This is a genomic window from Streptomyces sp. NPDC025833 (genome assembly GCF_055558055.1).
In genome coordinates this window covers 73,358-85,164 of sequence record NZ_JBVHNF010000005.1, presented here as the reverse complement: position 1 = coordinate 85,164, position 11,807 = coordinate 73,358, and the positions used below count along the sequence as shown (strand labels likewise).

General features: G+C 73.3%; 10 protein-coding genes. 1 reads left to right on the top strand and 9 read right to left on the bottom strand.

The window, feature by feature from the left end; genetic code table 11:
- Window positions 1-79: 79 nt before the first annotated feature.
- The 3 genes from ACZ4K2_RS09840 to ACZ4K2_RS09830 form a co-directional block, all read right to left on the bottom strand.
- On the bottom strand, window positions 80-1,717 hold the full coding sequence (locus tag ACZ4K2_RS09840; RefSeq protein ID WP_467471378.1) for a beta-N-acetylhexosaminidase: 1,638 nt from the start codon (window positions 1,715-1,717) through the stop codon (window positions 80-82).
- A 222-nt stretch (window positions 1,718-1,939) separates the two neighbouring features.
- Entirely contained in the window at window positions 1,940-2,224 is a 285-nt protein-coding gene (locus tag ACZ4K2_RS09835) for a DUF3039 domain-containing protein (RefSeq protein ID WP_467471376.1), read from the bottom strand.
- A 29-nt stretch (window positions 2,225-2,253) separates the two neighbouring features.
- Entirely contained in the window at window positions 2,254-2,826 is a 573-nt protein-coding gene (locus ACZ4K2_RS09830; RefSeq protein ID WP_467471374.1) for a YqgE/AlgH family protein, read from the bottom strand.
- A 277-nt stretch (window positions 2,827-3,103) separates the two neighbouring features.
- Here ACZ4K2_RS09830 and murA point away from each other — a divergent pair, with 277 nt between their 5' ends.
- The gene (gene murA / locus ACZ4K2_RS09825) at window positions 3,104-4,444 is read left to right on the top strand and encodes a UDP-N-acetylglucosamine 1-carboxyvinyltransferase (protein ID WP_467471372.1); all 1,341 of its coding nucleotides are present in this window, start codon (window positions 3,104-3,106) and stop codon (window positions 4,442-4,444) included.
- A gap of 152 nt (window positions 4,445-4,596) precedes the next feature.
- On the opposite strand, the gene ACZ4K2_RS09820 is transcribed toward murA, so the two are convergent.
- The 6 genes from ACZ4K2_RS09820 to ACZ4K2_RS09795 form a co-directional block, all read right to left on the bottom strand.
- Window positions 4,597-4,878 (bottom strand): HU family DNA-binding protein, encoded by a 282-nt coding sequence (locus ACZ4K2_RS09820; RefSeq protein ID WP_014673024.1) that lies wholly within the window; start codon window positions 4,876-4,878, stop codon window positions 4,597-4,599.
- Window positions 4,879-5,171: 293 nt separating this feature from the next.
- Window positions 5,172-6,587 carry an NAD-dependent malic enzyme gene (locus ACZ4K2_RS09815; protein ID WP_467471370.1) on the bottom strand — a complete coding sequence of 472 codons (1,416 nt, stop codon included), beginning with the start codon at window positions 6,585-6,587 and terminating at the stop codon, window positions 5,172-5,174.
- Window positions 6,588-6,996: 409 nt separating this feature from the next.
- Window positions 6,997-9,378, bottom strand: a complete 2,382-nt coding sequence (locus ACZ4K2_RS09810; RefSeq protein ID WP_467471368.1) for a HelD family protein — start codon at window positions 9,376-9,378, stop codon at window positions 6,997-6,999.
- A gap of 172 nt (window positions 9,379-9,550) precedes the next feature.
- A complete protein-coding gene (locus ACZ4K2_RS09805; RefSeq protein ID WP_467471364.1) occupies window positions 9,551-10,387 on the bottom strand; it encodes a zf-HC2 domain-containing protein in 837 nt (278 codons plus the stop codon).
- The gene (locus tag ACZ4K2_RS09800) at window positions 10,384-10,992 is read right to left on the bottom strand and encodes a sigma-70 family RNA polymerase sigma factor (protein WP_467471361.1); all 609 of its coding nucleotides are present in this window, start codon (window positions 10,990-10,992) and stop codon (window positions 10,384-10,386) included. The genes ACZ4K2_RS09805 and ACZ4K2_RS09800 overlap by 4 nt, the downstream gene beginning before the upstream one ends.
- 195 nt (window positions 10,993-11,187) lie before the next feature.
- Entirely contained in the window at window positions 11,188-11,781 is a 594-nt protein-coding gene (locus tag ACZ4K2_RS09795) for a CGNR zinc finger domain-containing protein (protein ID WP_467471359.1), read from the bottom strand.
- Window positions 11,782-11,807: the final 26 nt, after the last annotated feature.

Below are 11,807 nucleotides of genomic sequence, written 5' to 3'. Positions count from 1 at the left end.
GGGGGATGGTCCGGTTTCACACCGCATCACCGGTAGGCGCGGATTGCCACTCTTCGGTGATCCTGCCGGGGTTTCGCCGTTACCTGTTCGGGGGCAGCCCCTCGATCGGGCGGCCGGGCACGCCGGGGCGCCGCTGCCACGGGCGGGGCCCGGCCGGCGGCCGGTAGGCGACGCCGAGCGCGTCCAGACGCCGGTAGTGCGCGGCCATCCGGCGCTCGAAACCGGCGAAGTCCCGTTCCCCGGAGGCGGGCAGCGGGCTCCAGGCCACCTCGGCGAAGGCGGCGAGGCGGGGGAAGGTCTGGTAGTCCACTCGCCCGGCGTCCTCCATCACCTCGGTCCACACGTTGGCCTGGGTGCCCAGTACCCGGCGGGCCTCCTCCTCGGTGAGTCCGGCCGGCACCGGCTCGAACCGGTAGACGTCCTCCAGGGTGCGCACGTAGCCGATCGGCACGGGCTCGTCCTCGCCCGGGTCCTGACGGTGGTCCAGGTACACGTACTGCTCGGGGCACATGACCACGTCGTGGCCGGCCCGCGCGGCGGCGACACCGCCGCCGTAGCCGCGCCAGGAGGAGACGGCCGCGCCCGGGGCTAGCCCGCCCTCCAGGATCTCGTCCCAGCCGATGAGGCGGCGCCCGCGCGCGGAGAGCCAGGTGTCGAAGTGCCCGATGAACCAGGACTGGAGCTCGTCCTCGTCGGTGAGGCCGAGGTCCGCGATCCGCGTCTTGGCGGTCACGGACTCGGTCCACTGCTCCTTGCGGCACTCGTCGCCGCCGACGTGCACGAACCGGGAGAACTCGGCGGCGTCCGCGGGGAACAGCTCCAGGACCTCCTCGAACACGCCCTCGTAGAACCGCAGGGTGGCGTCGGTGGGGGCCAGCACGTTGCCGGAGATGCCCCAGTCGTCCCAGACGGACAGGGCGGCGGTGTCGACGACGTCGGTGTTGCCGAGTTCCGGGTACGCGGCGATGGCGGCCTGCGAGTGGCCCGGCACGTCGATCTCGGGGACGACGGTGATGTGCCGCTCGGCGGCGTAGGCGACGATCTCCCGGATGTCGTCCTGGGTGTAGTAGCCGCCGTGCGGCTTCTCCTCCCACAGCGGCGAGGCGCGGTGGCCGAACCGGGTGCGCGAGCGCCAGGAGGCGACCTCCGTCAGCCTCGGGTACCGCTTGATCTCGATCCGCCAGCCCTGGTCGTCCGTCAGGTGCAGGTGCAGGACGTTGAGTTTGTGCGCGGCCATCAGGTCCAGGTAGCGCAGCACGCCGTCCTTGGGCATGAAGTGCCGGGCGACGTCGAGGAGGAGGCCGCGCCAGCGGAACCGCGGCGCGTCCTCGACGGTCAGGCGCGGCACGCCGAGGGCGGTGCCCGGCCGCACGGGGGCGCGCCGGAAGGCGTCGGGACCGAGCAGCTGGCGCAGGGTCTGCGCGCCCCAGAACACGCCGGCGGGCCCGCCGCCGCTGATCTCCACGCCCCCGTCGGTGCCGGCGCGCAGGCGGTACGCCTCCGGCTCCAGGGTGTCGTCCAGGAGCAGCCGCACCGCGTCGGGGGCGTCCCGCGGCCCCGGGCGCAGCGGCAGCCCCAGGGCGGCGCCGAGGGTGGCGCGCAGCCACCGTTCGGCGCGCTCCGTCCCCGGAGCGGCCCAGAGCGTGGTCTCTCGGCCGAGCGGCACGGCGTCCCGTGCCGGTCCCTCGATGGCGCGCGGCGCCGGAATCAGTTCCACGACCTCAGCCCTTCACCTCGCACGCCGCGTTGCGCGACGTGCAACGTCCTTTGCTTCATGCACAACGGAGCATGACGCATCGAAGGCTAGGCACTGCGCCGGACCCTCACAAGGGGTGGGGAGAAGAGGTCTGGACCAGTTGCGGGTGCGGAAACGCGAAGGTCCCCGGGAACGCGCCCGTCGCGCGTCCCGGGGACCTCACCGCCACCGGACGGATGGGACCTACTTGTCGCCGCCCTTGCCCTTGTCGTCCCCACCGCTGCTCATGGACTCGTAGATCTCCTTGCACATCGGGCAGACGGGGTACTTCTTGGGGTCGCGGCCCGGCACCCACACCTTGCCGCACAGCGCCACGACGGGGGTGCCGTCGAGGGCGCTCGCCATGATCTTGTCCTTCTGGACGTAGTGGGCGAAGCGCTCGTGGTCACCGTCACCGTGGGACACCTGCGGCGTCGGTTCTACGAGGGTCCCCGTACCAGTCCCGCGCTCGGGCTCGAGAGTGCTCATAAAAGCCAGGGTACTGAAGCCCGGCGGCATCAGTTGAGCGACGGGTCGTCCGGGTAGGTGGCGACCATGGCCAGCTCGTTGCGCTGGCGGCGCAGCACCTCGCGCCAGAGTCCCTCCGGCGCGGGCGAGGAGATGTCGCCCGGTTCGGACTCGACGACGTACCAGGCGCCCTCGGCCAGCTCGTCCTCCAGCTGGCCGGGCCCCCAGCCGGCGTAACCGGCGAAGATCCGCAGGCTGCCCACGGCCGCCGCGAGCAGTTCCGGCGGCGCCTCCAGGTCGACCAGGCCGATCGCGCCGTACACCCGCCGCCAGCCGAGGGGGGCGCCGTCCCCGCTCGCGCCGCCCGGGATGACCGCCACGCCGAGCGCCGAGTCCAGGGACACCGGTCCGCCCTGGAAGACCACGCCGGGCTCGCCGGCGAGGGCCGCCCAGTCCTCCAGGATGTCGCCGACGCCCACGGGGGTGGGCCGGTTCAGGACGACACCGAGCGATCCCTCCTCGTCGTGGTCGAGGAGGAGCACCACCGCGCGGTCGAAGTTCGGGTCCGCCAGGGCGGGGGTGGCCACGAGCAGCCGCCCTGTGAGCGAGGACACCTCGGTCATGCCAGACATGATCCCGCATCTTCCCCCGGAGTGGGGACCCAATCGAGGGCGCGGGAGTGAACGCAGCTCAGAGCGCATCGAAGCGGAACGGGCGCACACCCGCGCGCCCGGTGACCCCATGTGCCCGGCGGGGAACCGTTCGTGTTGTGACACGGCCATGACGTCACTGGCGGCCTTGGGCTTACGGGGCGGGGGCAGGAGGCGATTACGCTGTCTTCCCGGCCCCCGCGCACAGTGATCGGCCGGACCCTGACCAACTCATCGGAACGCGAGATTCATGACCGTCAACGACGATGTCCTGCTTGTCCACGGCGGAACCCCGCTGGAGGGCGAGATCCGTGTCCGCGGTGCGAAGAACCTCGTGCCGAAGGCCATGGTCGCCGCCCTGCTGGGCAGCGAGCCGAGCCGACTGCGCAACGTTCCGGACATCCGTGACGTGCGAGTCGTCCGCGGCCTGCTCCAGTTGCACGGGGTGACGGTCCGTCCGGGCGAGGAGCCCGGCGAACTGGTGATGGACCCGACGCGCGTCGAGAGCGCCAACGTCGCCGACATCGATGCCCACGCGGGTTCCAGCCGCATCCCGATCCTCTTCTGCGGCCCGCTGCTGCACCGTCTCGGCCACGCGTTCATCCCCGGTCTGGGCGGCTGCGACATCGGCGGCCGGCCCATCGACTTCCACTTCGACGTGCTGCGCCAGTTCGGCGCGACCATCGAGAAGCGGGCCGACGGGCAGTACCTGGAGGCGCCGCAGCGGCTGCGCGGCACGAAGATCCGGCTGCCGTACCCGTCGGTCGGCGCGACCGAGCAGGTGCTGCTGACGGCCGTGCTGGCCGAGGGCGTCACCGAGCTGTCCAACGCGGCCGTCGAGCCGGAGATCGAGGACCTCATCTGCGTGCTGCAGAAGATGGGCGCGATCATCGCGATGGACACCGACCGGACGATCCGCATCACCGGTGTGGACAAGCTCGGCGGCTACACCCACCGCGCCCTGTCGGACCGCCTGGAGGCCGCTTCCTGGGCGTCCGCCGCGCTGGCGACCAACGGCGACATCTACGTCCGCGGCGCCCAGCAGCGCTCGATGATGACGTTCCTGAACACCTACCGCAAGGTGGGCGGCGCCTTCCAGATCGACGACGAGGGCATCCGGTTCTGGCACCCCGGCGGGCAGCTCAAGTCCATCGCGCTGGAGACGGACGTGCACCCCGGCTTCCAGACCGACTGGCAGCAGCCGCTGGTGGTGGCGCTGACCCAGGCCACGGGCCTGTCCATCATCCACGAGACGGTGTACGAGTCCCGGCTCGGCTTCACCTCCGCGCTGAACCAGATGGGCGCGCACATCCAGCTCTACCGCGAGTGCCTGGGCGGTTCGGACTGCCGTTTCGGCCAGCGCAACTTCCTGCACTCCGCGGTCGTCTCCGGGCCCACCAAGCTCCAGGGCGCCGACCTGGTCATCCCCGACCTGCGCGGCGGCTTCTCGTACCTGATCGCGGCCCTGGCGGCCGAGGGCACCTCCCGCGTCCACGGCATCGAGCTGATCAACCGCGGCTACGAGAACTTCATGGAGAAGCTCGTGGAGCTGGGCGCGAAGGTGGAGCTGCCGGGCAAGGCGCTCGGCTGACCGAGGCCCCCGCGCCGGCCCGGGACCACACCGGTCCCGGCCGGCCCCGGCCGCACAGCACGATGGGGCGGCACCCGGAAGACCGGGTGCCGCCCCATTCGTTCCTGCTCAGGTGATCCCCACGCCGTCCCGTTCGCACGGGGGCGGCGGGGTCACTTGCCCTTGGCCGCTTCCTTGAGCTTGCTGCCCGCGGTGACCTTCACGCTGAAGCCGGCCGGAATGTTGATGGGCTCGCCGGTCTGCGGGTTGCGCGCGGTGCGAGCGGCACGGTGGGTGCGCTCGAAGGTCAGGAAGCCGGGGATGGTGACCTTCTCGTCGCCCTTGGCGACGATCTCGCCGACAGTCTCGGCGAACGCGGCCAGCACGGCGTCGGCGTCCTTGCGGGTCACCTCGGCACGGTCGGCCAGCGCGGCCACCAGCTCACTGCGGTTCATGTTGTTACTCCCGTGTGTTTCTTGCCGTTGGGGTGTGCCTCGCGGCGGAACCGTGCGAGGCACTGCGATGCCGATGCGCTCGCGCCCAGGGACGCATCCTGCCCCTACCTGCGGCGGGAAAGCCAATCCGGCACCGGCAGGAGTCGTGAGAACACCCTGGGGAGTCACACGAAAAGCGCCCGCTCGGCCGTCACCCTAGAGCGCACCGGGCATCCGGTGGTTCCGCGACGCGCCGGGGCGGGGGGCCACCGTGGCGATGCTCACAGTCCCCCGCGCGCATCGGCGGCGCGTGGTCAGGCCGTCGCGCCGGCCGCCTTGGCGGCCTCGCGGACCGCGCCGGCCACGGCGCCCGCGACCTTGTCGTTGAAGACGGACGGGATGATGTAGTTCGGGTTCAGCTCGTCCTCGGTCACCACGTCGGCCAGGGCCTGCGCGGCGGCGAGCATCATCTCGGTGTTCACGGTCCGGGACTGGGCGTCCAGCAGGCCGCGGAAGACGCCCGGGAAGACCAGGACGTTGTTGATCTGGTTGGGGAAGTCGGAGCGGCCGGTGGCCACGACGGCCGCCGTCAGCCGGGCGACCGCCGGGTCGACCTCGGGATCCGGGTTCGCGAGCGCGAACACGATGGCCCCCTCGGCCATGGCGGCCACGTCGCTGCCGTCCAGCACGTTCGGGGCGGAGACGCCGATGAAGACGTCGGCGCCGCGCACGGCCTCCTTCAGGGTGCCGGTGAGGCCCTCGGGGTTGGTGTTGTCGGCGATCCAGCGCAGCGGCGAGTCCGCCGCGGCCTCCACCAGGTCCTCGCGGCCGGCGTGGACGACGCCGTGGATGTCGGCGACGACGGCGTTCTTCACGCCCGCCGCGAGCAGCAGCTTGAGGATGGCCGTGCCGGCCGCGCCGGCGCCGGACATGACGACCCGGATGTTCTCGATCGCCTTGTCCGTCACGCGCAGGGCGTTGGTCAGCGCGGCGAGCACGACGATGGCGGTGCCGTGCTGGTCGTCGTGGAAGACCGGGATGTCCAGGGCCTCGCGCAGCCGGGCCTCGATCTCGAAGCAGCGCGGCGCGGAGATGTCCTCCAGGTTGATGCCGGCGAAGCCGGGGGCGATCGCCTTGACGATCTCCACGATCGCGTCGGTGTCCTGGGTGTCCAGGCAGAGCGGCCAGGCGTCGATGCCGGCGAAACGCTTGAAGAGGGCCGCCTTGCCCTCCATGACGGGCAGCGCGGCCTTGGGGCCGATGTTGCCGAGGCCGAGCACGGCGGAACCGTCCGTCACGACGGCGACCGAGTTGCGCTTGATGGTGAGGCGGCGGGCGTCCTCGGGGTTCTGGGCGATGGCCATGCAGACGCGCGCCACACCCGGCGTGTAGACCATGGAGAGGTCGTCACGGTTGCGGATGGGGTGCTTCGAGGCCATCTCGATCTTGCCACCGAGGTGCATCAGGAACGTACGGTCGGAGACCTTGCCCAGGGTGACGCCCTCGATGCCGCGCAGCTTCTCGACGATCTCGTCGGCGTGCGCGGTGGAGGAGGCCGCGATGGTGACGTCGATGCGGAGCTTCTCGTGGCCGGACGCGGTGACGTCGAGGCCGGTCACCGAGCCTCCGGAGGACTCCACGGCGGTGGTGAGCTGCGAGACGGCGGTTCCGCTCGCGGGCACCTCCAGCCGGATCGTCATCGAGTAGGAGACGCTGGGCGCCGTTGCCATGGCCGACTTCCTCTGCTTTCACCGTGTCGCGAGTTGTGCCGTCCGATCGTCGCACCTACCACTGAGTACGTGGTAGTCGCCCTCGATTGCGGACGTTTTGTTCACGCGAGGTTCGCTGCCGGATTGCTGATTTCGGAAAACTTCTTCCACCATACGAGAATCAGGCGGGTGGGGAAAGAGGGTGGCGGGGCAAAGAAAGAGGCCCACGTCACATCCGTGACGTGGGCCTCCCACGTTGACGACACCGACCCGCCATGCTCGCCTCGCGGCAAGTGGTCGCTCGTGGCGACTAAGGTTGGGCCCGGGGGCTTGGATCGGGCCGGTGCCACGACAAGGCTAACAAACGGATGCCGTACGGCCATTCCCGTGCACCGGGTTTCCCCCGCATCCGGATCACGGCGACCCGGACCTAGTCCCGCAGCAGGTCCGGGACCCCCGCCGCGTCCGGCTCGTCCCGGTCGCCCGACACCACCGTGAGCTGCTGGGTGGCCCGGGTCAGCGCCACGTACAGCACGCGCAGGCCGGCCGGGGACTCGTCGGCGATCTCCGCCGGGGAGACGACGACCGTCGCGTCGTACTCCAGGCCCTTGGCCTCCAGGCTGCCGAGGGCGACGACCCGGTCGCCGAGCCCGGCCAGCCAGCGCCGGGCCTCATCGCGCCGGTTCATCGCCACGACCACGCCGACCGTGCCGTCCACCAGGTGCAGCAGCCGTTCGGCCGCCGCCCGTACGGCCTCCTCCAGGGAGCCCCCGGCGACCGTGAAGCGCGGCTGGACCCCGGTGGACCGGACGGCGGTCGGGGACTCGGAGCCGGGCATGGCGAGCGCGAGCACCTTCGCGGCCAGCTCGGCGATCTCCGCCGGGTTGCGGTAGTTCACGGTGAGCCGGAAGCGGCGCCGGGGCCGGGTGCCGAGGGCCTCGTCACGGGCCTCGGCCGCCTCGTCCGGGTCGGACCAGGAGGACTGCGCCGGGTCCCCGACGACCGTCCAGGTGGCGTGCCGGCCGCGGCGGCCGACCATGCGCCACTGCATCGGCGTGAGGTCCTGCGCCTCGTCCACGATGACGTGCGCGTACTCGGTGCGCTCCTGGGCGAGCCGCTCGGCCCGCTCCCGCTGCGACTCCTCGCGCACCGGCATCAGCTCCTCCAGGCCGGTGAGCTGGTCCAGCGGGTCGAGTTCGCGCTTCCTGCGGGGCCGGGCCGGCGCCCCGAGGATCGCCTGGAGTTCGTCCAGCATGGCGATGTCGTGCACGGAGTGGCCGTCGCGTCTCAGGGAGCGGGCGACCTTGCGGACCTCGCCGGGGTTGAGGATGCGCCGGGCCCAGCGGCCCAGCCGCCGTTCGTCGGCCATGGCGGCGAGCACGGCCGCCGGGGTCAGCTCGGGCCACCAGGCGTCGAGGAAGCCGGTGAAGGAGTCCTCGCCCGTGACGTCCTCGTCGAAGGACGAGCGCAGCTCGGCGGCCAGCTCCGGGTCGGTGTGCCGGGCGCCGCCGCCGGACCTCGCCCACAGCGCGTCCAGCAGCAGCCTGCGGGCGCGCGGGCGGAGCAGGTTGACGGGCGCGGTGCCGCCGAGCGCGGTGCGGCGGACGCGGTCCAGCTCATCGGCCTCCAGTTCGAGGCGGCGCCCGAAGGCGACGACCCGCAGGCGCGTGGGCGGGCCGGCGAAGACCGGCCGGTCGTCGGCGGCGTCGGCGGCGGCGGCGGCGTCCAGGGCGAGCTGCCCCGCGGGCGCGGCCGTGCCCAGTTCCAGGGCGCCCCGGGCGGCCTTGCGCAGCACCTTCAGCATCCGGTGGGAGCCCTTGGCGCGGGCCACGGCCGGGGAGTCGTACAGCGTGGCCTCCGCGCCGTCGACCAGGGAGCCGATCGCGCGGATCGCGACCTGGCCCTCCTCGCCGAGCGAGGGCAGCACGCCCTCGGTGTAGGCGACGAGCAGCGGCGTCGGGGAGACGATCAGGATGCCCCCCGCGTAGCGTCTGCGGTCCTGGTAGAGCAGGTAGGCGGCGCGGTGCAGCGCGACGGCGGTCTTGCCGGTGCCCGGCCCGCCCTCGACGTAGGTGACGGAGGCGGCGGGGGCCCGGATGACCAGGTCCTGTTCGGCCTGGATCGAGGAGACGATGTCCCGCATCGTGTGGCCGCGGGCCCGGCCGAGGGCGGCCATCAGCGCGCCGTCGCCGATGACGGCCAGCTCGCGGCCGTCCAGGCGGGCCGACAGCTCGGGCCGCATCAGGTCGTCCTCGACGCCGAGCACCCGGCGTCCCTTGGACCGGATGACCCGGCGGCGCACCACCCGGCCCGGGTCCACGGGCGTGGCCCGGTAGAACGGCGCGGCGGCGGGCGCGCGCCAGTCGATGACCAGCGGGGAGTAGTCCTCGTCGAGGACGCCGATGCGGCCGATGTGCAGGGTCTCGGCGATGTCGGCGGTGCCGTCGTCCCGCACCGCGCCCTCGGCGGGCTCCACCGCCGTGTACGCGCCGTCGGGCCCCTTCTTGCCGTCCTTGCCGAGGAGCAGGTCGATGCGGCCGAAGAGGAAGTCCTCGAACTCGTTGTTGAGCCGGTTCAGGTGGATGCCGGCGCGGAAGACCTGGGCGTCCCGTTCGGCCAGCGCGCCCGGCGTGCCGACCTGGCCGCGCCGGGCCGCGTCCTGCATCAGGAACTCGGCCTCGTGGATCTTCTCCTCCAGCCGCCGGTACACCCGGTCCAGGTGTTCCTGCTCGACGCTGATCTCTCGGTCACGGACGGAATCGGGTGCGTCCTGTACCGAGCCGACCGCGGACTGCTGAACCTGAGCGGCCACCTGGCCCCCTTCTGACGTGCTGGGCAGCCGTCAACCGTACGCGAAGGGGGGCCGTCAAAGCTACGTGGCCGCCGCTTCGCCGGGGCGCGGGCAGCCGTGCGCACGGCCGCGGCGACCGCGCGGCCAGGGGGCGGAACGGCGCCCGCCCGCGCCGCCGGGACCGCCGGGGGCGTCACGCGCCGATCCGGACCAGTCTGCGGCCCTCGAACGTCACCACCTCGAAGTGGTCGATCTCGTCCGGCCGGAAGGCCGCGGTCCCGCCGATGTACAGCGGCTGCCCCGCGCCCCCGGGCCCGGCGCCCGGCCCGCCGTACCCCCGGCCCGGCACCGACCACGACGCCATGGTCACGCGCTGCCCGTTCCTGGCGACGAGCACCAGGGAGCACTTCAGCGGGCCGGTGACGTTCCGCAGTTCCAGCACCGCCTGGGTGCCCCAGTCCTCGGGCGCCACGGCGACGGTCGCGCTGACCCGGGTCGCCGCGTCCGTGGCGGACCTCCTGTCGGGCATGGTGCCGAACGTCACCCGGGCCGGTGCCGCCGCGGCCCGCGGGTGGGCGCCGGAACCGCCGCTCGTCGCCGCCACCGCGGTCAGCGGGCCGGCGATGATCAGCGCGGCCGCCGCCGCGATCAGCCGTCGGCCGCGCCGGCGCTCGCGGGCGCGCTCCCCGGCGACCTCGGCGAGCAGCTCCGCCACCGGCCGCGGAGTGGGCTCCGCGGACAGCGCGTCACCGATCGCGGGCGTGCCGCCGGAGCCGGGCAGGTCCGCGAGCGCGGCCAGCACCGGTTCCAGCCCGGCCAGTTCGTCCAGTTGCCGGGCGCACCACGCGCAGCCGGCGAGGTGCGCCTCGAAGGCGGTCGCCTCCGCGTCGTCGAGGATCCCGAGGGCGTAGGCGCCGACGCTCTCGTGCGCGCCCGCCTCCGGAGATCCCGGACCGGGGCCCGTGCGCCCGGCCCGGTCCGGACCACCCGGAGCGGATCCCCGCGTCCCTGCGTGCCCGCCGCTCGTCACGCCGTCACCCCCCGCTCCCGCAGTGCCAGCTTCATCGACCGCAGGGCGTAGAAGACCCGGGAACGGACGGTGCCGGCCGGTATGCCCAGCGTCTCGGCCGCCTCGTTGACCGTGCGCCCTTTGAAGTACGTCTCGACGAGCACCTCCCGGTGGGCCGGGGTGAGGTCGTCGAGCGCGTCCGACAGGGTCATCAGCCACAGCGCCTTGTCGATCTCGTCCTCCGCGGGGACGGCCTCCAGCGGCGACGGATCGACCTCCTGCGGCCGGGCCCGGCGGCTGCGGTGGCCGTCGATGACGATGCGGCGCGCGACCGTCACCAGCCAGGGGCGTACCGAACCGGTCGTCCGATCGAGCCGGCCGGCGTTCCTCCAGGCCCGGATGAGGGTTTCCTGCACGACGTCCTCGGCGCGCTGCCGGTCCCCGGCGACCAGGCGCAGGACGTACGCGAGCAGGGGACCCGCGTGTTCCCGGTACAGCGCGCGCACCAGCTCGTCGTCGGGCTCCTCGTCCGGCTCCTCGTCCGGCTCCGGGAGCGGTGCGGACAGGCGGTGCCGGGCCCTCGCTCCACGCCCTTCGGCCACGGCCGCATCCTCGCGCACGCCCACCTCCGGTGTCCGGGGCCTCCCCCAGTCGGTCGCTCGCCCACGGGTACGGACGCGGGGGGCCGGGTGTTCAAGTGGCGGGCGGATTTCTCCGGGCAAGCGCGACGGGCGGGATACGCGCTGTCGCGGACGCGGTCGTGCAGGGCAGGCGCGGTGCCGTGGCCGGTGTCCCGGCCGTCCGGGCGCCGGGGGCGCCCCTCAGGCTCGTGCGAGGGCGGCCCGCCGGCGGTGCCGGGCGACCCGTTCCCGGTTCCCGCACACCTCGCTGGAGCACCAGCGCCGGCGCCGGCCGCGGGAGGCGTCCACGTACACCAGGGGGCAGTCGTCCCCCTCGCACTCCCGTACGGCGGCCCGCGCGGCGGGGTCGGTGAGCAGCTCCACGGCGTCCCGCGCGACGACGGCGAGCAGGGCCGCGCAGCCGGGCGGCCCGGCCAGCGCCCGTACGAGAGCGCCGTCCTCCCCGGGCACGGCGAGCGGGACCGGGGTCGCGGCCCGCGCGATCTCGTTGACCCGGGCGAGCGCACGCCCGTACCCCGGTGCCGGCGCGCCCCGCACGCCCCGCACCAGCACGGCCACGTTCGCCCGCAGTTCCCGGAACCCCGGCAGCCAGGAGCCGTCGGCGTGCGCCAGCGACGTACCGGGCGGCACCAGCCCAGCACCCCCGATCCACGCGCGCAACGCCCCCGGCCCGTCGAGCCGTTCGCCCGGATGCGCGGTGGCTAGCAGGTCCAGGCACACGCGCCCGGCGTCGAACCGGGGCTCGTAGGGGGGTGTGGCGCTGCCGGATGCCATGTGCGAGTCACCGCCTGGGCAGGAAG

Bases quoted from the DNA above. Each gene is read 5' to 3' on its own strand.
- ACZ4K2_RS09795 (WP_467471359.1), bottom strand. From the start codon at position 11,781: ATGGCATCCGGCAGCGCCACACCCCCCTACGAGCCCCGGTTCGACGCC.
- ACZ4K2_RS09830 (WP_467471374.1), bottom strand. From the start codon at position 2,826: ATGACCGAGGTGTCCTCGCTCACAGGGCGGCTGCTCGTGGCCACCCCC.
- murA (WP_467471372.1), top strand. From the start codon at position 3,104: ATGACCGTCAACGACGATGTCCTGCTTGTCCACGGCGGAACCCCGCTG.
- ACZ4K2_RS09820 (WP_014673024.1), bottom strand. From the start codon at position 4,878: ATGAACCGCAGTGAGCTGGTGGCCGCGCTGGCCGACCGTGCCGAGGTG.
- ACZ4K2_RS09835 (WP_467471376.1), bottom strand. From the start codon at position 2,224: ATGAGCACTCTCGAGCCCGAGCGCGGGACTGGTACGGGGACCCTCGTA.
- ACZ4K2_RS09815 (WP_467471370.1), bottom strand. From the start codon at position 6,587: ATGGCAACGGCGCCCAGCGTCTCCTACTCGATGACGATCCGGCTGGAG.